The following is a 24,971-nucleotide window of genomic DNA, read 5'->3' as shown; positions in this document are numbered from 1 at the left end:
AGCAAGACGCGTCTGCATCCTCATACGATAATATGAATTCTGTATCGTACAACATCCGGCGTGAAGCCTGAGCTTGACGACGGAAATACCGTGCCTTCCCGGCGACAGGATGGATGTCTGCGGCAAGGAATGCCTCTCCCGAGATAGCGGCACCCCACAAGGAGCCTGCATCATGCAACGCTTTGAGATGATTCAAACCCTGCTGGGCCAGATGCTGGGCCAGATCGACGACATCATCCTGCTTGCAGATGATCAGCGCCATATCACCTACCTGAATGACAGCGCGGTGAAGGCATTCGGCTACCCGCGTGAAGCGTTGATCGGCAAGCAGACACGTATGCTGTATGCCTCCAGCGATGAGTTCGAGCGCCAGGGGCAGAGGCGCTTTCGTGTCGATGCCCAGCCCGCCAAGGAAGGCCGGGTCATCCGCTACCGTCGCCAGGATGGCACCTACTTCTATGGTGAGACGCTCGGCGGCCCCATCAAGGACCCCACCAGCGACAACATCTTCATGTTCGGGCTGATCCGCGATGTCTCACGCCGTGTGACGGCAGAACATACTCTCCACAGCCTGCATGCCATCACCTCATCACGTGAACTCAACTTCAATGAGCGCATCGATGAGCTGCTGAAACTGGGCTGCGCCCATTTCGGCCTGCCGATCGGTATCTTCAGCCGCATCCAGGGCGGCGAATACGTCGTCCAGCGCGCCTGTCACCCGGAAGACCTGCTGGAACCGGGACTGAGCTTCTCGCTCAGCGATACCTATTGCGATCACGTCTACAAGGCCGACTGCGTCCAGGCCTTCCATCATGTGGCCAGCAGTGAGATCCGCAACCATCCCTGCTATGCCAACTTCAATCTGGAAGCCTACATCGGGGCACCGGTGATCGTGGATGGTGAGCGCTACGGCACCTTCAACTTCTCAAGCCCTGACCCGGTGCCGCCCTTCACCGCTCAGGACATCGAGCTGGTACGTCTCATCGCCTTGTGGGCCGGCCACGAAGTCGCGCGTGCCAATGACATCAATGCCCTGAAGGAAGCGCATCAGGCGCTCGAGAAGATCGCGATCACCGACCCGCTGACCGGCCTCTACAATCGCCGTCATGCCCAGCAGGTACTGGATGACAGCATCGCGGCACTGGCCACCGCCGAGGTTGACCACCCCCTGTGCGTGGCACTGCTGGATTTCGACCATTTCAAGAAGATCAACGACAATCATGGCCATGACGCCGGTGATCTTGCCTTGCAACACTTGAGCGTGCTCGCCGAGGAGATTCTGCTGCCCGGCGACACCCTCGCCAGATGGGGTGGCGAGGAATTCCTGGCGATTCTGCCTGACTCGCTGCTCAGTGACTCGGCCACGCGCATCAACCTGCTGCGACAACGCATGAAGGACAGTGTCGTGGAATACGCTGGCCAACGTCTGCCCCTGTCATTGAGCATCGGGATGACCTGCCTGGAACCCGATGACAGCGCCACCCGCGAGCAGTTGATCGCACGCGCCGATGAAGCCATGTACGCGGCCAAGGAAGAAGGACGCAACTGCCTCAGGATGCTGTAACGCAATGATACGTGAATTGCTCCGTCCTGCCTGTCCTGGTCAGGAGCCACAAGCAGGACGGAGCCTTCTCACCAAAGCCCGCTCACAGAAGCCCTCGCGTCACGTCATCCCCCCTCTCGCACTCAGGTAGCGAACACGCTAAGGTCAGGCCCATCCCCTACTGCTGAGCCACCCGACGTCGTCGTTGCCTATCCTCATGCCTTCACACGATTCCAGCGCTACGCCGCCCGATGCGTCCTATGCCTTCGGCCTCCCGGAAGACGGCGTGCTGTCTGACCAGCCCACAAGCATTGCGCCCTTGACCGCCACCCTTGCCTCGCCTGCCCCCGCTGACCGTCACCAACTCGGTATCTTCCTGCTGCCGGGCTTCGCGATGGTCGCGTTGTTCTCGATGATCGAGCCGCTGCGCATCGCCAATCGACTGCGCGGAACACGCCTGTATCAGTGGACACTCGCAAGCCAGGATGGCGCGTCGGTCAAGGCCTCCAACGGCATGGTGCTGCCGGTGGATACCGCACGTGACGAGCTTGCCGCAGTGGACAAGCTGGTGGTGTGCACCAGCTTTGCCCCGGAAGCCTATCTGGAAGACCGCACCTTGCACTGGCTGCAGGAGCGCTCCCATAGCGGCTGCCAGCTCGGCGGCGTGGACACCGGCTGCTTCGTGCTGGCGCGCGCCGGCCTGCTCACCGGCAAGACGGTCACGCTGCATTGGGAAAGCCTGCCGGAATTCAACCAGCGCTTCGATGAGGTGGACGCCGTGGAGTCACTGTATGAAATCAGTGACGATGGCTTCTTCTGCGCCGGCGGCAGCGCCCCGCTGGACATGAGCCTGGAGCTGATTCGCCGCCAGCATGGCCAGACGCTCTATCAGGCGGTACGCGAACAGCTGATTCTCGATCAGGGTCGCCTGCCGGCCAGCCGCCAGCGCGGCATCAGCCAGCAGACGGCCGATCTGGCCGACCCGCTGCTCAGGCGTGCGATCACTCGCATGGAGAACACCCTGGAGGCCCCGCTCAGCATCGAGGCACTCGCCGAGGAGCTCGGCCTCTCATGGCGCCAGCTGGAGCGCCGCTTTCAGCAAGGGCTCGGCTGCACGCCTCGCGCCTATCATGGGGAGCGTCGCCTGCTGCACGCACGCAGCCTGCTTCACGATACCCGCCATGGCGTGACCGATATCGCCCTGGCCTGTGGTTTCACCTCGCATTCGAGTTTCACCCGCGCCTTTCGCCGTCGCTTCGGCATCACCCCGACCCAGGCACGCCGCCAGCCACCGCGCCCCTTGGGGTGATCCACGCCCGATACCCGCAACGCGATGTCGAATTGGGCACAGTGGATGTCGAATTAGGCACAGTAGCGAGCGCCGTGGGCTGCCATTCTGTCGGGGAATCGCTCACCTGACATAAGGAAGGACTCTCCATGGCGCTCCCGTTCACACCCGATTACGACAGCTGGCCAATTGACGAGACTCTCGTGAAGGTCATTCACGAAGCACGCTATCTGAGCGTGACCTGGAGCGATGGCCGCGTCAGCCGTTTTCATAGTGTCTGGTTGCGCGAGAACGCCGCGGACGATACCACCGTCAATCCGGCGACGCGCGAACGCATTCTGGACCTCTCCCAGATTCCCGCCTGGCCGGAAATCGCCGAGGCCAGCATCGATGAGGACGGCGCACTCAGCGTGCTGTTCACGCCCGAAGACCGCAGCCTGCGCTTCCACCCGGGCTTCCTGCGTGCCAATGACTATGACAACCAGGACGCGCTGCCGCCGGAACTGCCACCGCTGACGCTCTGGCACGGTGAGCAGTTGGATCAGCCGCCGACCATCGATGCCGCCCGCCTGGCCGAGGCCGATCATGGCAGCGCGCAGGAGGCGGAAATTCTGTATCCCACCCTGCACGAACTGCTCGGCAAGGGACTGGTGCGCCTGCGCGACCTGCCGACGGAAGAAGGCGCCATCGAAAAGGTCGCCGAACGCATCGGCTCGATCCGCACCACCAACTTCGGCCACCTCTTCAATGTCCGCGCGATCCAGAACCCGGATTCCAACGCCTATACCTCCATCGCCTTGCCGCCGCATGTGGACCTGCCGACCCGGGAATATCAGCCGGGCCTGCAGTGCCTCTATTGTCTCGAGAACACCGTGGAAGGCGGCATGGCGGTGATGATGGATGGCTTCGCCATCGCGGCGGCGCTAAAGGAAGAACACCCCGAGGCCTACGAGACACTCACCACGGTGCACTGGCGCTACGCCAATACCTCGCGCAATACCGATCATGTCTGGTACTCGCCGATGATCGTGCTGGGTCAGGCAGGAGAACTGCTGGAGGTACGGATCGCCGACTTCCTGCGCGGGCCGATGATGGCGCCGTTCGAGCAGACCGAGACCGCCTATGAGGCACTGATGACGCTACAGCGCATGTTGCGTGAGCCGCGCTTCGCCATGCGCTTCACCTATGCCCCCGGCGACATGGTCATCTTCGACAATCGCCGCCTGCTGCACGCCCGCGATGCCTTCGAGGGCGACAGCGGCAGCCGCTGGTTGCAAGGCTGCTACCTGGAACGTGACGAGGTGCGCTCTCGCTATCGCATGCTCAAGCGTGCCGAACGCGCCGAGCGGGTCGAGGAAGCTACCCAGACGGCGTGATTCGGCACGGCATGCCTCTGCTCGCGAATTGGCTCACACATCAGCTCACGCCGATGGCCGGCATGAGAATGAGAACGTGCGGGGGAATCAGGGCGTGCGTGGCGTGATGACGAGCGTGAAGCCGGGGTCCTGCGGGATCAGGGGCGGCAGACAACGCACCTCATGACCAGGCAACTGGCGGGCAAGACATCGGGTCAGCGTCGCAGGTTCAAAGGCGCTGACCCATGCCGGCCTATCAGGTTTCTCGCCCCGCCAGTGGACGGCATGCATGCCCCATTCCGGCTCCAGCATGTGACGTGACAGGGTCTGCCAGGCCAGTTGATGGCGACCGCTGCCCGACACGATGCGCGTGGACAACGGCAGACGTTCGACATCACAGGCATCGATCACGATTCGCAGGCGTGGATGACGAAGAATCACCTCGACGAGTCTCGCGAGTTGCTCGCCCTGCTGCCAGTTGGCACTGATGCGACAGCTGATCGCCACGCAGGATGCCGGCGTCTCTGCCAGCACAACGAGAATGTCGCCGTGCACCACCTCTTCAAGCTGAGGCCGGCTCTGGCATCGTACGCCTGTCAGGCAGGTCATGTTGTTTGCGGCTGGCCGTGTACGTCACTTCCGATGCCTGATGCTGGCCCTGGCCTCAATGTTGATGCTCTGCATCATGTGATGAGTGAGGATGATCCTCAGCCCGGCCACTGTCCTTCGGCTCATGATTCTCTTTCGGCTCATGACTGCCCTCCGGCTCATGGCTGTCTTGTAAATCAGCAGGCCCATCAGCTTCCCTAGCGTGATGTGGTTGGCGGGTGTCATCGTCATGATGCGATGACGGTGATTGTGCAGTCTCGCCTCCGCCATGTTGATGACCATCACTTGCTGCCACAAGAGCCGTATAACGAGCAGCACTCATGTCCGGTAGCTCTTGCATGAAAGCGACCATCTGCCAGATATATTCATCCTGCATGCTCTTGCCCCATGCCGGCATTCCGCTGGCTTTTATCCCATGCTTGATGACCCAGAAGCGCTCTTCAGGCTCACCATGCATATCCGAAGATACAAAATTCGGTGGACTGGGGTAAAGCCCCTTGCTGAGCTCTGTCTCTTGCATGCCTGGCGCGAGATGGCAGGAGGCACACATCGATGCATAATTGCCGGCCCCCGCCACTTTCATGGCTTCATCATCGAGGGGTGGCGCGGCGATATCACTCGCGTGGCTTTCGATCGAACGTTCACGCGCCGTTTCAAGAATTCCATGGACCCATGACCCATGCGGATCATCTGCCGCGACACTGACGACGCCGGAGTAAATGACTCCGGCCCCTGCTGCCAGCAGCACCATGAATGCCAGACACATCCCCAACAATAATTTCTTCATGTCGCCCCCCTTTTAGACGGCAAGAATAGTCAATGACAAGGCTGTCAACCAAAGCGAAAAAAAAGGCCGACGAATGCCGGCCATCAACACGATCCAGAGTGACGGCTTATTTACAACACAACATCAATGAATAATTTTCAAATATCGCTCAGCAATTTACATTAAACCTATCATTGATCATCTTTCGCCATAACCACCTCTTATTCAAAAGCAACATTTAGAGAATAGCTACGCCCATTTTCGTCAGCCGAACCACTTATTGAATTTCCTGCGACCTCCAATTGGTAATAGCCTTCTTGGACATCCTGCTCCAGTGAAAAATGCCCATTATCATCAGAGGCTGTCGCGACGACATTTCCTTGTGGGTCTCGTAGCACAGCAGCCATCAGGTTGTTCTTACTCGAATCAGCTGCAAAATGTCGACTGCTGATCTTTAGAACTGCATCATGTTCAACGGCTATTTGGAAACGCAATGGCTTTCCAGCCACAAGTCCATATGTTTCTGAAACTCCAGCCGAAAGAGTCGGAAGACGGCTATGCTCATCATTGGCCTGCGTCACAGCGGTAAAAAAAGTCATGGTAGCAGCAAGTAACAGCGTTGATGTTTTCATGAAAATCATCTCTTTATGGGTTCACTTATCATCATGGCAACACAACCTGAAAACATCCTGAAAATGGAATAGATTATCATCACATTGTACAAAACCATAAGACATAGTCTCCCAATCAAAAGGCCATTCTGCATATTCATGTAAAACATGATCACGCAACTACACCACCGCTATTCAATTGAAAAATGTCACTGCCATCCTGACTCCTCTAGAACATCATGCGCACACCGACCACGACAGCCGTATCCTCCACATCCTCACCTTCTTCACGCTGCATATCGGCGGTTTCGCCATACTCTCTCTGCCAGTACATGCCGACGTAAGGCGCTACCCGCCGAGTTATCTCATAGCGTGCACGCAAGCCGATTCGTACTGAGTTGAGGCCCGCCCCAATCCCCTGCTGCCTGGACTCATTGGCAGCGAACACCATTTCACTACGTGGCTGTAGATACCAGCGCTGGGTCAGGCGCACATCATGTTCAAGCTCCAGGCTGGCAGTCACGATACCTTCCTCTCGGTACTGCACTGCGGCATCCGTCTCGATCCGGTAGGGGGCGGTCCCCTGAAAGCCGAAGACCCCATATACGCCTTCATCATGATCATCGTTGAACACACCACCCTGATAGCCAGCTCCGATCTGGAACTCCCAGAAATCGGCAACCAGGCGACTGTAGAGAAGCTCAAGGGATTCAAACTCGGCTTCTTCACCATCGCCTTGGACATTCTCCCCTTCTGACTTGAGATAGACGCGGTGGGTATCTCCGCCATACCAGGCCTGAAAATCCCACACCAGGGAGTCCTCTCCCTTGTCCGGAAGGCTATATTCCAGGCGATCGAAAACTGCGCTCCACTGGAGATGTTCGGCCATGGGCGATGGCCATGACGCCGGGGCATCATATCCATCCTGGGCAAATGCCTGGGAGGCACCAGCACTGGAGAATAGACATACCGTCACGCAGGCAAGACGAAATGAATGCTGACTGATTGACATGATGACTCCTCAGGAAACCTTTACGACACGGAACATACCTGCATCCATGTGGTACAGAAGATGACAATGGAAAGCCCAGCTACCTTCTGCATCGGCAGTGATCAACGCTGAGACGCGCTCACCGGGTTTGACATTCAAGGTGTGCTTGCGAGGGATCAGGTCACCGTGGCCATTCTCGAGCTCCATCCACATCCCATGTAAATGAATGGGATGCTCCATCATGGTGTCATTGATCAAGATGAGACGGAGGCGCTCATCTTTATGAAAATGAATAGGGCCATTGACTTCACTGAACTTCTTGCCATCGAAGGACCACATATAACGTTCCATATTGCCGGTCAGATGCAACTCCATCTCGCGCATGGGCCCACGTCTGTCCGGCCATGGTGAATAGGCCTTGAGATCCTGATAGACCAGTACACGACGCAGCGACTGGTCCAGACCGATTCCTGCCTGGTCATAACGAGCCCCTTGCTGAGCAGCACCCGCCATCAGCATGCCGCCCTGGGCTGCATCGGCTTGCAGGCCAGTCATCTTCGAATGGTCCATACCTGCCATCTGCGAATGGTCCATGCCCGCCATCTGCGAATGGTCCATGCCCGCCATCTGCGAATGGTCCATACCTGCCATCTTCGAATGGTCCATGCCTGCCATCTTCGAATGGTCCATGCCCGCCATCTGCGAATGGTCCATGCCTGCCATCTTCGAATGGTCCATACCTGCCATCTTCGAATGGTCCATGCCCGCCATCTGCGAATGGTCCATGCCCGCCATCTGCGAATGATCCATGCCCGCCATCTGCGAATGATCCATGCCTGCCATCTGCGAATGGTCCATTCCAGCATGAGCGCCCATGGCCTCCATCCCGCGATCAGCGATCTGCCGTCGTTCAGGTACGGGCGCCTCCATTCCGGGGCGGGGTGCCAACGTGGCTCGCGCGTAGCCACTGCGGTCCATGGCTTCGGCGAAGATGGTGTACGCCTTGTCATCTTCCGGTGTCACCAGCACATCGTAGGCTTCCGCCACGGCAATACGGAACTCATCCACTTCTACCGGTTGCACTGGCTGTCCATCTGCCGCTACCACGGTCATCTTCAAGCCGGGAATGCGTAAATCGAAGTAGCTCATTGCCGAGCCATTGACGACACGCAGACGCACTGTTTCCCCGCGCTTGAATAGCGCGCTCCAGTTTTCTTCTGGTGAATGACCATTGAGAAGATACGTATAGGTACTGCCGGTGACATCGGCAATATCCCGTGAACTCATGCGCATCTCTGCCCACATGCTGCGCGACTCGATCGTGTCCACCCAACCACCCCGTCGTACATCCGCAAAGAAATCAGCGACGGTACGCTCCTGATAGTTGTAGTAGCCTTCCATGGTCTTGAGATTGCGAAATACGGACTTGGGGTCTTCGAATGTCCAGTCAGTCAGCAGCAGGACATGCTCACGATCATAGGTGAAGGCTTCGGGTGTTGCGGAGTCGATGATCAATGGTCCTGCGTGGCCTTCCTGCTCCTGGAGGCCTGAATGACTGTGATACCAGTAGGTACCGCTCTGAGTGACAGGAAACCGGTAGGTAAAGGTTTCGCCCGGTGCTATCCCTGCGAAGCTGATACCCGGCACGCCGTCCATTTCCGGAGGAAGTATGATGCCATGCCAGTGAATGGAGGTTGGCTCATCGAGCAGGTTTGTCACCTTGATGACAGCATCCTGCCCCTCCTTCAAGCGCACCATGGGCCCGGGACTACTGCCATTGATGCTGATAGGACGAGCGAATTGCCCGGCAATGTCGATGTCTTCACGTCGAATGACAAGAGAGATCTCGGGCCCATGCTCAACCCCTTGGGAGTAACCTGATGTGCGCCCCCAGGGGTTGGCCCAGGCGGGTGCCACGCCTGACACCATTGCGCCCAGCCCCAGGGCAGAACCTCCCTTGAGCAACTGACGACGTGATACAGAAAATTCAGACGGTTTTGGTGCCATGGCCGTTGCTGCTCCCGAGTCATGAATGAAGAGTCATGACATGGATGAAGCCACGGCAAGCTGAAACGAACCTGAATGGAGTGCCTATTTGCGTGTGGGCAGATGCACCTCGGCTCTCAATCCCCCTGCGCCGGCTGTTGAGTAGCTCACGCAACCAGCGTAATGCTTGACGAGATGGGCAAGAATGGAGAGCCCCAACCCATAACCCGGGTGAGTTTCGTCCTGACGCCACCCACGCTCGCCAAGATGGGCCAACTGTGCCTGCGGCACCCCCGGACCATCATCCTCGACGCAGAGCACGATCTGGTCACTCTCTATCGTCAATCGGCATTGCACCTGATTGACAGACCACTTGCCCGCATTATCCAGCAATATGCCGAGCATTTCGGTGAAATCCTGTGTCTCGACATTCACCCAGCTATCCGCATGCTCATTAGATACGCCCAGACACTCCAGCAAGAAGGTACGCTGCGGATAGATCCCCTGGAACATCTCGATCAAGCGCTGGGCCTCTTCAACCGGGCGTGTTGTCTGACCGGCGCGCGGGCCAGCAATGCGGGCTCGCCTGAGTTCTGTCTCCAGCTGGGAATGAATCGTCTCTACACGTTGCAGCATCTTGCCACGACGTACCTCATTGATCGGTCGCTTGCCACGCAGCACCTGTGTCAGTGCCGCCAGAGGTGTCTTGAGCGCATGGGACAGATTCGCCACAGACTCTCGTGAACGAGACAACCGACGATCAAACTCATCCAGCAGGGTGTTGAGCTGTGATACCAACGCATCAAGCTCGGAAGGGGCCTCAAGCACAATCCGCTTTCGGTGCCCGGACTGGAGTTCACTCAATTGATGACGCAGGACACTCAACGGCCTGAGCCCCCGCCTTACCGCCAGCAGATTGAGTGATATCAGAATTCCCCATAACAGGATGGCGCTGGCGGCAATCCACCAATGAACTCGGGTCAAGCCCTGCTCCACTGGCGAGAAATTCTCGGCAATCAGCAATTGCACCGCCTCCCCGCGGATATCGAAGACATGTCGATAGACCAACAGTGGCTGTTGCTGAAACTGATGCATGAACAACGCATCTCCCTTGCCCTCAAGCAAAGGGAGCAACTGCGTCGGCAAGGCAGGCAGCGAAGTACTGACCTTCTCCCCGACTCGCAACACATAGAAATGATGAAAGCTCAGGGACTCCTCACGCGCAGCCGCCATGAGCTGGGTAACAGGCCGCTCATCCTTCTTGAGCAAGGTGACGATATGCGATGCCTCATCCTTGAGACGCTCGCCAAGAAAGTCCTTCGCCAGCTCGTGGAGAAAGAAGCCATGCAGATACCAGGCAAACAGCACCACCGCGAGAGATGCTCCTCCCAGGCGGGTCAGCAGGCGAAAACGAAGGCTACGACGATCGATGTGAAACAAGCAGATACCCCTGTCCGCGGCGAGTCTGTATCAAGTCCTTGCCCAGGCGGCGGCGAAGGCGAGCGATATAGACTTCTACCAGATTGGGCGCCGCGGCGTCCTGCTCCAGGGCATATAGCTGATCCAGCAACTGTGCCTTGGAGTGCACTCTGTCTGGATGATGCATGAGGTAGCGCAACAGGCGGAATTCGGTGGCCGTCAAGCTCGCCCACTGCTCTCCATCGCAGCACACACGCTGCGCCTCTTCATCCAGCTGAATTCCGCTTACCTGAAGATACCCATGACTTGCCCCTTGGCGACGCCGAAGAAGCGCATGAAGACGTGCCAACAACTCTGCTTCATGAAATGGCTTGGTAAGGTAATCATCTGCCCCGCTGCGCAAACCGACGACCTTGTCTTCCCACGTGTCACGGGCCGTGAGAATCAGTATCGGAATATCCACCTGTCCTTGACGCCAGCGCTTGAGCAAATCCAACCCGGAGCCATCCGGTAGTCCCAGATCCAGAATGGCCAACGCGTACTGCTCGGTTGCCATGAAGGCCTGCGCATCATTCAAGTTCGAGGAGACATCCAACCGGTAGCCATTGTCCTCAAGCAGTTCGGCCAGGCTTTCCGCCAGCAGGTCATCATCTTCAAGCAACAACAGCTTCATGCCAGCTTTCTCCTGATCCACAAAACACCCACTGAACACTGCGGCATAGTGCTAAACCAACATGTCATGGTAAGCCTCACCATCCTATGGGGGAAAGCTGATCACTGGCTGAAAAGACAGCAACATATAATCTCACCACCACGTGAAGCCGCTCGAATCTCCCATGTGCTATTCAGCCAAGCACGCCTGGCTGGATAGCGCCTCCCCGTCACGGTAGCCTTGCACGCCTGTCAGGCAGGTCATGCGTCATGTCGGCTGCCTGACCCCCTATCCATCTTTATTGGCTATCTCCACAGGATGCCCGCAATGCTCGCCAGTCCCGCCGATATTCCCTACCTCGCAAGCCTGCTTGATGGCCTCGCGCAGTATTTCCCGCTCTCGCTGCCTATCGTCTGCGCGTTGCTGCTGCTTGCCCTGCTGACGTCAGCCATGTCTGCAGCTGTCGGGGTCGGCGGTGGCACCCTGCTGATCATGTTCATGGCGCAGTTGATGCCTGCCGCTGCCCTGATTCCGGTGCAGGGCTTAGGAGGACCAAACCAAGATGATTTACGCTATAAGTGTTGAGAGGTAGGTGCTTAAGCGTAGATATAGTGCCCATCAATCTATTCACGTACAAGGTTGAGATAGTCGTCGGACGTGGACTCTGAGTACTACAAAATCATCCGGACATAGAAAATCAACCAGAAGCTTCCTTTTATCATCCTTTGATATAATGCGGACAGTGCGCGCGCCTACGAAATGAATACTTACCCACAATAGTTAGCGTCGCCGTGCCTGACATGATTAAATCACTACTTACTACTTAATGGCATACTTCTCATATCTTGTCTGAAAAAACTCTTCCATCAATTCGTCCACGCCAATGATGCGACTTTCTTTGTTGAGTTCTTCACCGATGTATTTAGAAACGGCCCACACTATTCCAGCTGTAGAACTCATCCAAGCATCACTACCGATAGTTCTGTAATACTCATCTTCCCTATTACTAATAAAATCCATAACGTCGAGACGATAACGCAAACCAACTGGCAAGGACTGAAGTTGATCACACACTAAAGAAACACTCTCCACAATCTCTTCAGAAAGGTGTGGCAATGCAGCCGGTTTCAATTTGTCCATACGATGTCCATAACTCTCTACCCTCTGTATCAACTTTTTACCTTTAAGATTGTTATGGCAGTAGTAGGAAACAACTGACTTCAAGGAACTTTCCAATGCTATCCGCAGGTCAATAAAACACTTCATTCGACGAGACTTAAGAACCGAAAAGTCTGGGGTCTCACTTTCAAAACAGTGCTCATATCGCTTTAGTAGATCAATCGAATCGTGATAGAAGTGATCTGCAACCTCTATATGAGTAGGACGAGTTATCTCCATACATCTCCCGAAAACATAACGTCAATTATTAGGGCGACTGAGACGTAGTTTAAGTTGCCCCAGCCGCTAACAGCGCCGACAATAACACTTTATTAAAATCTCACCACGTCACTTCTACTACGATATTTCCATGGCTGTCGCGCTGCTCAATAGACTGGGTACGATTGAAGCCTTTAATTGACGTATGATCTTTATAGAGTATAGAACCAACTTTTTCTCCGCTTGAATCCAAAATTGCATATTTCGAGATGTCTGTTTCAGCCATAGTGCCTTTAGAGCGCTGGCTTTCTAGTTTTAAAGTTTCACCAGGATTTAACTTGATTTTATCTTTCAATTCATTATCTCCATTGATTTCCTAGCAGGCATTAGGTAGCACGTGTAATTTCTCGCTTTAACTAGCGCATGCGTTCAATATTCTTAAACTACCACACCACTCTATTGACTTGATGGCAATTTCGGCAACGTGGCCATATACAACCAACAACTAGTTTACTGCCTTTCCCAACATGGTCATCTTAGGTTATCAACTGCCAAAAACCAATCAGTAGCATAGTCTAAATTTCGGCACCCGCCCATCTTCGTACGTTAAACCAGAGAGGATATAATGCGGCACTCTACAGAAAATTAAAAGCGCCGCGGAGTATTTGTTCGACAAAAGCGTATTGTTAGGGATTTCACCTTGAAACAATATCATCCATAAATAAAGGAAAGCGCTCATTGTTTTCTGGGTAATCAGAAATGAAGAAGAACCTTTTCCTGAGTTTATCAAACTCCTGATCATTAGACACAAGACCTTTCTTTACTTGCTGTCTGGCCCATGTTACACCTTGTTTTTTTACATTGATATTTTTTAGCGCCTCAGTAACAAGGTATTCTATTCTTTCTTGCCCCCCTTTCCCAACACAGTAACTATCGTGATAAGCTCGATAAGCCTTTGAAAATAGTCCAGCAGCGCTTAAAAAATGATAGGTACGATTTTGTTTCTCTGCCCCTTCATTAAGGATAGCAATGGCTTTATCCCCATCGAGATCTGAAAAAAAGGACTCATAAAACCGACCAAAGCTATCCTGAATATGGCCAGCAGTTACTTCTATCTCCGGACCAATTATGGCCCAGAAAGGAGCTGCATCTAGCTTTGTACATACTTTTATTAAATGGGCACCGTTGCAGGCTGCAATTACAATCATTAGATTTAGCTTAGTCGCCCAGTTGATTTTAATAAGGACATCTCTGATTTCATCCCATGCCACCAGTTCTCCGCTGGCGGTTCCTAAACCATATTCACAACCATGACACTCAAAGTGGATCATTGGATATAGTCCACTCATAGCCTCGTCATGTATTTTTTCTAATACATCAAGCAGCTCGGACTTAGTTGTTGGCTCAGCGAATTCGACGACAAGGTCTTGCTGTACCTGCTTAGCTTTGTCCAGCTCATTATCGAAAAGATTTTTCCCGGTTCTAAGCTCACCTTGCGGTAAAGATTCTATAACCCACAGCTTATTGAAAATATTTGCGGACATGATGATTCCATTTATTTTTGATAAATATGGAAATAGAGGTACAGATCCTATTACTTACGATATCACTCAAAACGCTGTTCGCGTTCCTCATCTCTCTGTCTATCACGCACCCGTTCGCGTTCGATTTCCATGGCCAGCCGATCGGACACTGATCCAGCCACCTTGGCTATCTCTTTCCGCTTATGCTGCGTCAATTGGGCAATCGCATCGGCCCTCGGCTGCATAGTATCTGCACGGCTCCCAGACCAAGATGATGGTGTAACACGATCCGCGTAAGCGTGAAGGACTCGCTCGGGCTCTGGAGCGGCTTCAAGAAACTCAATAGCCGATGACGTTATGGAATAGACATCCCTATCCTTATCCACTTTCTCCCAAAGTCTGATACCTGGCGCGACCATACCCCAGACATCCGCTTCATTCCGTTGCTCACACCACAGAATCAGGTCGGCTATATCGATCTTGGAGAGCGGGTAGCGCCCAATCCCCCCGTGACGAATGAAAAAAATGCGCTGATGCTGCTGTTTCTCTGTCCCTTGGAAAACACGATTCAGAAATGCCTGAGGCATAATTCCTGCTGTAGTTTCAATCGCTCCCTCGCACTTATGAATGAAGCCGTGGCGCTCGTCCATGATAGAGAATATGGTATCCAACCACTCTATCTTTTCTGCGTTGTTGCCCTCGAAGCTAAGTGCGGCGTTAATTACATTTTCTATAGAGTGGTCTTTTCTACCATTAGGGTCACTGTGATCGACCGACAGGGATTTTGTTGCTGCCTTCAAGCCAAGTTTTCTCAGCTCAGGTCCTAACGTATCGTCCGTAGGGCTCTTCCCGTGCAGTTTCATACTGAGTGCATCGAGTAGTGTGTCGACACCGTCCGTCCTGGCCAGTAGTTTCTGTGCAAGCTCCAAGAGACGTTCAGATGGGATGTGTGCGTAGCTATCTTGCCAAAGGATAGGTCCAAACATCCAAGTCCATGTTTTTTCATGGTCGAGCAGGGCCATGCACCGATTCAGATCGGCCTCCGTGAAATCAAACCTTGGATGCAGCTCTACAAGTTTTTTCCGAAGTTCTAAGTGTTCCGCACACTCATCTAAGAGTTCTCTTGAAAGCGTATTGTCACTGGTGGCAACCTCTTCAATGAAGCCTCCAATTACGGAAAAATCGTGGCCCGAACCGGATGACCGAGCGAGGTGCTCCAGTAAGCATTCCCAACCTTCACGATAATTGTGCGCCCCCTTTGCAAGGCCGACCCCGAACGCTCTTCGATAGGGCATCCATTCACTGCAAAACAATTCAGAACCCAACTCATCGAGCTCATGGTCAGAGACTGCAAAGGCCTCACCCAAATCTATTGACTTTGTAGCTAACCGATCTTCAGCATCTCGATACTTATCATGGTTGGTGCTGTCGAACTCGTTATCAAGTGCCCAGTAGTCATTCCCTTTCCCCAGAACATATGTCTTGATCTTTGCAATTAGGTCGTGCGGCTCAAGGCTCCGATCTAAATCAGCAAGATCTTGGGGAAGCGAGCCTGGTTCATATTCGTCTTTTTGTATCGTATGATCGAAATAAATGATAGAGCGAATGGCCTTCCACCCTTCGCCCCATGGTTGGTGCTCATTGATCGCTCGTGCTGCTGCAACAAGCTCCTCCCGCATTTCTTCATGGCGCCATAGACCTGGAAACTCACCCGCCAGAATCATTCGTGCTCGTCCCTTTATGTCAGTATTATTGGAGTTTGCAAACCGAACTGCTAAATTCACGAAGGCAGTTCGCCACTCAATAAGCTGCTCATGATTTGGGGTATAACCATAATTTCTGGGTCGTGCCCCGAAACCGTTGAGGCTAAAGCTTGTCCATGGCGGTCCGTCCAAGGCCGTAGAAAGCATCTCCATACCCAGCGAACGCCACCCCATTTTTTTAGAACTTAGGCATTCCTCCACAATATAGAGGCGCTGTTCCAATGAAGCATGTGTGCCAGAAAGATAGGGTTGAAATAACCTCGAAATATTGCTGTTGACCGTATCGCTTTTGTTACTCTTTTCCTCATGGTCCGCAATACGTATCATAAGAGATACGCAGCGATTAAAGGCATGTGCATCGTATGCTAATGATTGAAGCAAATTTAGGATCGTACTCCTAAGAAAATTAAACTTCGGCTCCATCCATTGAATGCTTGTAGCATTGATTTCGACTTCAATCCGGTCAAGCAATGCCTCTGGTGCAACTGGTTTTATATAGTCCAGTATCCTCAATAGATTCTTATCAAGGTCCAAAATGCGGCCCAAAAGGCCATTTGGTTCAAGCCATGTTTGTACAATGTTCTGAGCTACAGGGTGTTCATGCATTAAGCCCAGCCTATGTGCGAATGACATGAGAAGCCGTATGTTTCCAGGCGCTTCGAATGTTGATCTCAGGGTCTCTTCAGGAATGCTCTCAAGCGCGGAGCTTGCCAGCCTGTTTGCTACAGCATGAGGCAGTATAGCCCTCCAATAAGCTCTCTTTTGTACAATATGGCGATCCGCTAGCTTCGCCGTTGCTCGAAACAGTTGCGCTTTTGTGTATCCTGAAATAGAACCCAAGACTTCTAGTTCATCCTGAACAACCTCAGAAGCAGAAACCGAAAACGAATACACGAGAGACAGAGTTTCGGCTTTTTCGCGAAGATCTCCATCTTGCTCCTTGCGTTGCTGAAAAAGGCGATCAAACAACTCGGCGCCGGAAAGTTCGGCCAAGCTTTCACCTTGTTCAACTCGTTCCGCAATAGCCAAAGCCACCCTAGAATTACCGTCGGCAAACTCAGCTACTCGCCGGGCATTGCCTTGTCCAATCGTGGGGAATCGCCGCAGAAGAAGCTTTTCGGCAACTTCTGGTCCGTTGGCCTCAATATGTATTACTTCTGTAGTTTGGGGTTTGTCGTCCCTAATATCGTATTCGACTGTAACCAGGCTGACATCACTTCTTGCAGCCGACAACTTGCTTGCCAATGCCGAATGCAGGTCGGATGGACAGTTGTCAAGGATCATCACCGCGCGACGCCTTTCGGCTATAAGCCGGTCAAGCATTGCAGATGCGGAAGGATTAGGGTCTTGCCCTGTGTCAACGTAGACGGCAATTGTCCTATCTAGAGGATCGTCTCCTATGGTTTCGTCAAAGAGCGCTTGAACGATTCGTGTCTTACCAACACCGGAAAGCCCAGTGATGCGGATCGATTTTTTCGAGCAGTGAATGAGACGCCGCATAGGTTCAATGGCGTTCTTAATTGAAAGTTCCTCCCCCCCCTCTGTCGGCACATTAACTATGACTCCTGGGGCGGAGATTAGCGTGTCAGGTGATCCATTTGGAGGATTGCTCCATGCCCCATATGGTTGCCAACCTGAATATCCTTGGCCCAACTTGTTTTTCACCCAGAGCAAAACCGATGGGTGCTGTCGTAACCATTGAACAAGCTTGGAAAGGTCGAAGAAGTCGAGGTGGATGTTATCTTTGTTGGGATCATTCGCGACAGCCGCCTGCATGGCGCCAAGTCGGGCCTTTTTCATTGGTGGTGAACAATCGTCGGAAAGACTCACAATGATATAGCTGCCGCCGATCTTCGCTTGGTTTGCCAATACTGGGGTCAGGTTGCCATGTTTTACCATCTCTGCAGAGATCGCGGATTTCGACATACTGTCCTTTTTAGACTGAAGAATCGTATCTGGACGGATTAAGAAGCCTGAGTCGATTTTTGAAGCTTTTACCTGCACATGAATGTCGATGCCGGCGTCAGGAGCCTTGATCGAGCCCGACCAACTGACGCTTGCTGGGCTATACCCATATGTAGCAACCTCCGCCTCAGCAAGACGTGCTATCAACTCTTCTAGGTGAGTATCAGACAAGCGAAGTAGGTCAGTTTTCTCGATTTCAAAGATCGTCATAGCAGTGCCTCAGTATAGCATCTTGTAGATCCATAAAATTTTATCACTCGATATTTAGAATATACCGATACATAACTCATCGACTAGATCGCTACGTAAGTTACCAAAGTATTAATATCGGCTTTTCATTCCGTAATACGACGGAATAGCCACTGCAGCTAACCGCCCTTGTTGTAGATACGTCAGACAAGAAAGTACGCTTAGGGTCGCAAGAAAGCATTCTATCTTTTTATTATAACCTATAAACTTTGTTTCATAGAATAACTGCAGCACATTAGACCACCAAGTAGAGACGCGAGAGAATTTCTGGGCTGGTGATCTTTTAGGCAATCTTGTGTTGTCGATCCTTTAGCTGAGGGTTTCCTCTGTAAGGCCAGCCTTAGGAAGATTACAATATAAGATGCTCATCCTTGCTTCTGACTTCCTTATTATGATATGTACGGCGCTACGTGTCTCGACCTATAGGCGATACGAGGCAATCAGCCACGCTACCGCCACCCGGCACCCTCTTTGCGGATAACCACGGGTCCTAGGGTCTCAGGCAAGCCAACAGTCGCTCTAAGTGAATCTGCTCCAACAGCTCTAACGCCTCCACCACCTATGGACGTAGCCACAAGATAGCCGTAAATTTCGATTTCAATTATTAGCATTTAATCCTATTTGGCACGGTATGCGAAAGGCTGTCTACGACATTTTTCGTCTCGAAGAAGCGACCAAGCCCATAACAGTAGGATATGAGTAGACGTGGCTGGCAAGGAAGTCGCCTCACTTAAGGGGCTTAAACGTTGCAGGCTAGAGGACGGAGGCATCGGCCACTACTGTCTCAAGGGAGTTCACCAGCAGCAAGTTACAAACAAGCCACACAGCAGGCTACGTAAGAGGCGAACTGGTCCTCGCTACAGCAAAGTGTAGCCAAAATGCCGGAGGAAGCCGCTCAAAGGGCTTGCGGATTGCGCTTGGCTGTCGCGCCGGGCGCGCCTCCTGGAGACGGTTCTCCTCCATGATGGCCACCCTCCAAGCTGTGTGGTCGACATCGGCCAGGAGCAGCCCTGCTACGATGCAGCTCTCGCAGATCATAATCGAGCCACCAATGAGATCGGGGCCGTGGTGGATGATCGTGTAGGATGATGACATTAGTTTACAGCTAACAATCGAGATTTCAGTCCAAAGTTGACTCATAGACCAAAATGTATCCAAGCAAGACATATTTTGTCACGGAAGCTACGAGCCAATTTTCGATAAAGTATCGTACAGTAAGCATTATTGACGATTAGAAGTATATTGCGTCATTCAGTTTCCAATAAACGTTCTATTTTACGCTGTAAGCGCTCATTTTCCCGTTGATAAAAATCAGCTTCCGCCTCCCATATGGCCATTTTAGAAAGTGCTTTGTCGTACTCAATTTTTAACTGCTGTATTTCGTTCCTTAGCTCTTTATTTGTAATCCTGAGGGTCTTCCGCTGAGCTTGGCCAGCTGAACCACCTTCAGCCTGCTCTCTCAATAGCCTATTATGTTCTGAGACAGCCTCTTTTATACTTGCATTCCAAGGGCTGTTCAGTGCTACATTGCTTTTCAGTCCTGCTCCCTGCCATACTTCTTTGTATGACCAAAGAGTGCTAGGTTTTTCTTTCCTTAAACGCTGAACCTGTTGCCACAATGCTTCTGTATTCAGACGCTTTGTCTCTTCTCGATTTTTCAGCAATCCTTGATGGCTACCTCTAGATATTTTCTTCATTAGAGCTCTCTATCAATGTTATCTGGAATAGCAGCTTATCAATTTCTTTGTTTCTTTCCTTTAAGTGCATAATCTTAAACGGCTGGTCACGAAAGAATTCAATCAGTCTATTGTTTTCGTTTCTCCTATAAAGAAGAGTTTTCTTTTTCCCGGTAGCCACCATGAAAGAATTATTGCAATCAGCAGGTCTACAGTTGGTCTTATCACCTCCACACAATGCTTTTTTTGCTCTATAGAAACAAAGACCATCGTCAGTTTGCTCAACTAATCCTTGTGATGGAAGGGATTTAAGGAATTTTCCTCGATCTTTTTTTGCCAGGCCTAAAAACTCTTTACGAATTTCTTGAATTTCAACTGCACCTCCGCCGATAATTGGGATTTGTGAGCCAATAAATTCCGTCATTAATTCTTCCGAGAGTAAAAACTTTTCAGCTTGTAATTCAAAATATAGGTTTGGGTCGCCGTACAGTTTTGTCATCTCTATATCGTAATGCTTGAGCTGATCTTGTAGAGCGCGAAGCCCCAGTCCTTGTCTCACCATAATTCTTGCGAATTTTTTTCTAAACTGATGGGATGCTAAATCCCAGACTTTGCCATTAAATCTGATATCATGTTTTACTGCGAATTTTTTAAGACTATGCCCTATAGCACCCTTTCCCATTCTAGCACTCGATTTGTGACCTGAGAAAAGCCAAGGACTACCATTGTCATAATTTCGCTTGGACACCTTTTCTAATGCTTCTAAAGCTGACTTCACAATAGGAACAGTTTGCCATTTATATTCAGTAGGCTTAGGTTCTAACTTGGTCGTTTTACTTAGTACAAAAGAAAGTTTAAATAACTGCCCATTCATCTCTAAAGTTTCAGTACACCAGTTTCTGTTAGATCCAAACTGGATATTTAAAACTTCATGAAGACGCATTCCCGTTAATAGGGCTATTATTGTATAGCAGGCAGCAAATAGCTGAGATTCAAGAGTGGCTCTTTTTTGTCGTTCAATTCGCCCCTCCCAATAACCATGTCTTTGATAAATCACCTCCCTAATACTAACCCACTCTTTATAGCCTATCATTTTTCTTTCGTATTGAATATCTATTTCATATATTTCTTGTAGACAATCACTTATTCTTAGATCTGAAATAGCACACTGGATTAACTTCCTAGCAACCTCGTCAGGCATTTCCACAGTGCGCGATTCCTTCCGACTGAATACTACTTCGGCCGCGGCGCGAGACCATCTACTTCTCCCACCGTACTCTGAAAAGATATCTATTTCTAATCCATCTTTCATTTTTGGATTTTGTTCGTAAATCCAATCAACACCCTCTAATCTAGCAGCTAACGTTCTATTATTGATAGGTTCCTGTTCCTTACCTTTTATTCTAGTAGAGGCGACTTGTTCTAAAAATTCTTCAACGTCATATTGGTTAATATCAGAAAACTTTTTTATCCCATTTTCTTTCATATAGCTGAATAACCATTTAAATCCCCTTTTAACAGTCTTTACGTAAGTTGTTAGCTTTGGCCTCGTATCAACTGGATTTGTTAACATTGTGTAATAGAAGTCTTTAGCTTGCTCTAAAAAAATTTTATTACTATCATCTGTTAATAAAGTACTATCTCTAAGTTCTATTTTGAAGCTTAAAAGAACTTCTGTCGAATTACTATATGGAAACTCTACATGGAAATCCCAAATATTGTCTTTATATCTAGAACTAACTGATACTTTGATGTCGTGTTTTTCTTTTAACTCTAACTCAGTTATGTCAAGATATTCAATCGATTTTAAACTACTAAGCTTGGTAGTAATTTGGTAAGTTGTGGGTTCAATGAATTCAAGGGGAATTCTGTCGTCCATTATTTTGTATCCTCATAGCACTTCGGATCCCAAATGGGGATTGGGGATGACTTTGCCTCTGCCATTAAACTTTCCAATAGAGTATCAGGGTACTTCGGCAAAATATATCTACTCCAGAAATGCTTTTTGTATGAAATTGCTTTATCGTATTCTTTCTCTGATATTTCATTTATAGCTAACAGAAAGTCATGGAAGTATATGTAACAAAAATGCTTCACTATATCTATGGGTGTAATTATCAAATTTTGACAACCAAGACATACATCAGTGGTGACAGAGCAAAGCTCTCCTATACTTTGTCCTTGTACTGGTGAGTTTTTAGGATCTTTACAATGATTAAGTAGCCCATCATAAATTCCATTGTCTACATCTTTTGTAATTAATCTTGTATCACCTTCAGTTTTATTATTTATTTCTTGGCAATTGCTCTTACCGAGCCCCAAAAACATAGCTTCACTATGAATAGATCTACGAACTCTAAAAATTGGGTCATCCAAGCGTCTTAGGTAGTCTGATGTAATCGATACACTTGAATGGCCAAGTAATGTTTGTAAATAGTGTAGATCCTCCGTTCTCAAGTACTCATTCCATGCGATAGTTGGCCTTATATTCTTCGCATAAACTTTAATTCTTTCACCACTACCTGAAAAAAACACCGGATATTTTTCAAAAAGTTTTCTCACGCCTGACTCAAAATATCCAGCGGTAAAAGGTTTTGGAATCTTTTGATTATTAGCATCACTAATCCATAAGTCGTTCATCCCTTCAGGTCGAATTTTGGATGTGATTTTTATTACTCTTTCTATAATAGAAATAGCCCAGGTATCATTTTTAGCTTTTTCTTCAGAAATAGTTCTATCCTTTTTATTCGATCTATATTTAGTCCAATTGATATATTTTAGTTCACCATTGACTGGATCTTTTTGTATACAATCTATACCTAGTCGTTGTACTGTCGATGGATTAAGCCCTGTTCTTATAATCAGCATTAAATAGTATGGCGTTAAGTCATGTGACGAAACCCAGCGCCAAACATTTAACTGCTCCATAGCTTTTTTTGCGCTCGTCCAATACTCTTTCATTGCAATCCTAAATTCAGGAAATTTATCTTTTAATTCATGGTCTGTATAGTTATGCGCTCCCATTTCATTTTCCCAATACCATACTACATATTCCCATTTTTGCCATGGCGACCTATATTTAACTGGGCTTGGCTGGTCAATATACTTTGGTTGATAGTTGGGCCCAGCACCAATATATTCATAAAACTCCCTAATGTTTTTATATTTTGGATGAGGATAGTCACGGATAAAGGAGTACCAGAAAACTTGTCCTTTAGGTATTTTTGCTATAGCCGAATAATAATTTAACTTCTGACATTTCATTGCATTCTCAAAAAACCAAACTCTGTGTTCATGCGTTGCCCATGTTACATATTTACCTGTTGCAACGTGTAGTGTTGCAACACCTTCTAGTGGCGCCTCTAAACCAAGATACTTAGGTATATACTCTGTTTCAAAGCGTTGCTTAGAGTCTCTCAAGCTTTGTATCACAGACTTCAGTATTTGTTTAAACTCATTGTCATCATAGCCAACATCTAGCTTTTGCAAGCTTGTAGATTTTGGGAAAGCATTCCTTGGTGGTCTGATTTTTTTATTAACCTTAGGATGGCTTCCCATTTGATCAAAAAGTGTCCTTAAACTTCGATACACATTAGCTGCTGTAGTGTATGACATACTAGGATGTCGTTTAAGCCACTCAATGTATCGAGAAAATGTATCTGTTTCGAGAGACTCGGGTTTGTATATATTATGTTGTTCCAAGAATTCAAAAAAACTGTTACATTTTTCGTAGTAAGCAACTTTTGTGGTGTTTCCACTTTTGTGTCTAAGCTTGTAAATAGCCCAGACGAAAACCTCCATTATTTCACGGTTTGACCGCGCATATTTTTTCTTTGAGAAGTCAAACACCTTCTTCTTATTCGTATTTTTGCAGGTTGCTGTGAAGGATAAATCTCGTTGTATACGTCTTTCCATAGCGTGTAGAGCTTGTATGGATATATATTTTTCTCTAGTCATCAATTTCTTCCAAATGCTTGTCTATTTTTTTATTCCAATCTGAATACGTAGATGCGTAAGAAACCTTGGTGGCAGTATCTAAATAAAATTCGTGGGTAGTTTGTACATCCTCATGCCCCATTAGTTTTGCAAGCCCCTGAAGATCTCTATTCAGAAGGTAATGGTAAGTTCCATAAGTGTGACGAAGGCTATGCGGGTGGGCTTTGATACAAGAGTATTGACCTGCTTTGCGAAAGAGCTTTTGTACCCAGTTAGGGGTAAGCGCCGAGCCTTTTGTAGAGATAAACAAGTTTGTTGAGATAGCAGCAGGGTAAATTATCCTTAATTTCTCGCAAATGTTCTCGCGATCGATATCGACGTACTCCCATAGTTTTAGCAAAAGCTCGTTTGGGATCAGTATAACTCTCGCCTTACCGCCTTTCCCTACACATCTCGCAGGTGTTAGTTTCAAACGACCTTGCACCTCAGGGAGGTCAGATAGTGGAAATGCACATACTTCAGATACCCTCATCCCTGTTTGCAGCATAAGAGCACCGATTAGGACATTACGATTCTTGACTTGTGAATTATTTCGCCCTGAGATGACACTTAGTGCACTTATAAATTTAAGCGCGTCTTCCATAATTAAAAATTTTACTGGCTCTTGAATTGCACGTGATAGGTGCCTGCGACTTTTATAGATTCCTTTTGCGCTATCAGATACTAGGCGCGCATCACCTGGTTCTAGATAAGAGCAATACCCTTTACCAGAGCACCAGATTAAAAACCGATATATACCTGCAGTACGAGCATTTACTGTGTTCCAACTAAGCCCATCCCCATTGGATTTCTTATACATGCATAAAGCTTCGACATAATTATCAAAGGAATCTATATCTATGTCATTAAATTCCATTCCAGTCGAAAATAGCCAAGCCAGAAATTCCTTAAGATGCTCTGCTTCTGTTCGTAAACTTTTGGGTGAAAGTCTTCTCGACTTTGCTCTCATATACTGATTTGCAGCTTTTAGCGGCGTCGCTTCACTACTGAAAAATTGAGGTACAACTCCCAGCCCTTTGACCTTTTCAACTTTGGCTTCACTGAAATCTACTTCGACACATCTGACATTAGACCCCATGCAAACCCTCCTGGAAGGTACTTTTAAAGATATATTATACAGGCGCACCCTGATAAGTCATTGATTTTTATAGACTATTTTTTTGGTCCTTACTATATGGAATTTCCCCGAAAAAGCGGCAATG

General features: G+C 49.7%; 19 protein-coding genes. 4 read left to right on the top strand and 15 right to left on the bottom strand.

Annotated features, from left to right (window positions below):
* Window positions 1-172: 172 nt before the first annotated feature.
* The 3 genes from LCW13_RS08155 to LCW13_RS08145 all read left to right on the top strand — a co-directional run bounded on the left by LCW13_RS08155 (window position 173) and on the right by LCW13_RS08145 (window position 4,207).
* On the top strand, window positions 173-1,564 hold the full coding sequence (locus LCW13_RS08155; RefSeq protein ID WP_225348018.1) for a bifunctional diguanylate cyclase/phosphodiesterase: 1,392 nt from the start codon (window positions 173-175) through the stop codon (window positions 1,562-1,564).
* A 298-nt stretch (window positions 1,565-1,862) separates the two neighbouring features.
* The gene (locus LCW13_RS08150; RefSeq protein ID WP_225348017.1) at window positions 1,863-2,852 is read left to right on the top strand and encodes a GlxA family transcriptional regulator; all 990 of its coding nucleotides are present in this window, start codon (window positions 1,863-1,865) and stop codon (window positions 2,850-2,852) included.
* Window positions 2,853-2,980: 128 nt separating this feature from the next.
* The gene (locus LCW13_RS08145; protein ID WP_225348016.1) at window positions 2,981-4,207 is read left to right on the top strand and encodes a TauD/TfdA family dioxygenase; all 1,227 of its coding nucleotides are present in this window, start codon (window positions 2,981-2,983) and stop codon (window positions 4,205-4,207) included.
* An 87-nt stretch (window positions 4,208-4,294) separates the two neighbouring features.
* On the opposite strand, the gene LCW13_RS08140 is transcribed toward LCW13_RS08145, so the two are convergent.
* The 7 genes from LCW13_RS08140 to LCW13_RS08110 all read right to left on the bottom strand — a co-directional run bounded on the left by LCW13_RS08140 (window position 4,295) and on the right by LCW13_RS08110 (window position 11,241).
* Window positions 4,295-4,693 carry a hypothetical protein gene (locus LCW13_RS08140; RefSeq protein ID WP_225348015.1) on the bottom strand — a complete coding sequence of 133 codons (399 nt, stop codon included), beginning with the start codon at window positions 4,691-4,693 and terminating at the stop codon, window positions 4,295-4,297.
* A 157-nt stretch (window positions 4,694-4,850) separates the two neighbouring features.
* On the bottom strand, window positions 4,851-5,582 hold the full coding sequence (locus LCW13_RS08135; RefSeq protein WP_153635668.1) for a c-type cytochrome: 732 nt from the start codon (window positions 5,580-5,582) through the stop codon (window positions 4,851-4,853).
* A gap of 200 nt (window positions 5,583-5,782) precedes the next feature.
* The gene (locus tag LCW13_RS08130) at window positions 5,783-6,193 is read right to left on the bottom strand and encodes a hypothetical protein (protein ID WP_225348014.1); all 411 of its coding nucleotides are present in this window, start codon (window positions 6,191-6,193) and stop codon (window positions 5,783-5,785) included.
* Window positions 6,194-6,401: 208 nt separating this feature from the next.
* Window positions 6,402-7,184: a copper resistance protein B gene (locus LCW13_RS08125; RefSeq protein ID WP_225348013.1), complete on the bottom strand. Its 783-nt coding sequence runs from the start codon at window positions 7,182-7,184 to the stop codon at window positions 6,402-6,404.
* Between the two features lie 9 nt (window positions 7,185-7,193).
* A complete protein-coding gene (locus tag LCW13_RS08120; RefSeq protein ID WP_225348012.1) occupies window positions 7,194-9,170 on the bottom strand; it encodes a copper resistance system multicopper oxidase in 1,977 nt (658 codons plus the stop codon).
* An 84-nt stretch (window positions 9,171-9,254) separates the two neighbouring features.
* Window positions 9,255-10,589 (bottom strand): ATP-binding protein, encoded by a 1,335-nt coding sequence (locus LCW13_RS08115; protein ID WP_225348011.1) that lies wholly within the window; start codon window positions 10,587-10,589, stop codon window positions 9,255-9,257.
* Entirely contained in the window at window positions 10,567-11,241 is a 675-nt protein-coding gene (locus LCW13_RS08110; RefSeq protein WP_131431957.1) for a response regulator, read from the bottom strand. Before LCW13_RS08110 ends, LCW13_RS08115 begins: the two co-directional genes overlap by 23 nt.
* 306 nt (window positions 11,242-11,547) lie before the next feature.
* On the opposite strand from LCW13_RS08110, the gene LCW13_RS08105 reads away from it, so the two are divergent.
* The gene (locus LCW13_RS08105) at window positions 11,548-11,805 is read left to right on the top strand and encodes a hypothetical protein (RefSeq protein ID WP_225348010.1); all 258 of its coding nucleotides are present in this window, start codon (window positions 11,548-11,550) and stop codon (window positions 11,803-11,805) included.
* 234 nt (window positions 11,806-12,039) lie between these two features.
* Here the strand turns inward: LCW13_RS08105 and LCW13_RS08100 are convergent, their stop codons facing one another.
* The 8 genes from LCW13_RS08100 to LCW13_RS08065 all read right to left on the bottom strand — a co-directional run bounded on the left by LCW13_RS08100 (window position 12,040) and on the right by LCW13_RS08065 (window position 24,847).
* Window positions 12,040-12,360: a hypothetical protein gene (locus tag LCW13_RS08100; RefSeq protein WP_225348009.1), complete on the bottom strand. Its 321-nt coding sequence runs from the start codon at window positions 12,358-12,360 to the stop codon at window positions 12,040-12,042.
* A 358-nt stretch (window positions 12,361-12,718) separates the two neighbouring features.
* Window positions 12,719-12,952, bottom strand: a complete 234-nt coding sequence (locus LCW13_RS08095; protein WP_225348008.1) for a hypothetical protein — start codon at window positions 12,950-12,952, stop codon at window positions 12,719-12,721.
* Between the two features lie 340 nt (window positions 12,953-13,292).
* Window positions 13,293-14,141, bottom strand: a complete 849-nt coding sequence (locus LCW13_RS08090; RefSeq protein WP_225348007.1) for a hypothetical protein — start codon at window positions 14,139-14,141, stop codon at window positions 13,293-13,295.
* Window positions 14,142-14,203: 62 nt separating this feature from the next.
* Window positions 14,204-18,058 (bottom strand): hypothetical protein, encoded by a 3,855-nt coding sequence (locus LCW13_RS08085; RefSeq protein WP_225348006.1) that lies wholly within the window; start codon window positions 18,056-18,058, stop codon window positions 14,204-14,206.
* A gap of 1,286 nt (window positions 18,059-19,344) precedes the next feature.
* The gene (locus LCW13_RS08080; RefSeq protein WP_225348005.1) at window positions 19,345-19,794 is read right to left on the bottom strand and encodes a hypothetical protein; all 450 of its coding nucleotides are present in this window, start codon (window positions 19,792-19,794) and stop codon (window positions 19,345-19,347) included.
* On the bottom strand, window positions 19,778-21,652 hold the full coding sequence (locus LCW13_RS08075; protein WP_225348004.1) for a tyrosine-type recombinase/integrase: 1,875 nt from the start codon (window positions 21,650-21,652) through the stop codon (window positions 19,778-19,780). The genes LCW13_RS08080 and LCW13_RS08075 overlap by 17 nt, the downstream gene beginning before the upstream one ends.
* Window positions 21,652-23,730 (bottom strand): site-specific integrase, encoded by a 2,079-nt coding sequence (locus LCW13_RS08070; protein ID WP_225348003.1) that lies wholly within the window; start codon window positions 23,728-23,730, stop codon window positions 21,652-21,654. Before LCW13_RS08070 ends, LCW13_RS08075 begins: the two co-directional genes overlap by 1 nt.
* Window positions 23,723-24,847, bottom strand: a complete 1,125-nt coding sequence (locus LCW13_RS08065) for a tyrosine-type recombinase/integrase (RefSeq protein ID WP_225348002.1) — start codon at window positions 24,845-24,847, stop codon at window positions 23,723-23,725. Before LCW13_RS08065 ends, LCW13_RS08070 begins: the two co-directional genes overlap by 8 nt.
* Between the last annotated feature and the right edge of the window lie 124 nt (window positions 24,848-24,971).

Origin of the sequence: Cobetia amphilecti (assembly GCF_020217465.1) — a bacterium.
Classification (GTDB): Bacteria; Pseudomonadota; Gammaproteobacteria; order Pseudomonadales; family Halomonadaceae; genus Cobetia; species Cobetia amphilecti.
The sequence above is the reverse complement of the archived record's forward strand: the minus strand, read 5'-3'. Positions and strand labels throughout refer to the sequence as shown.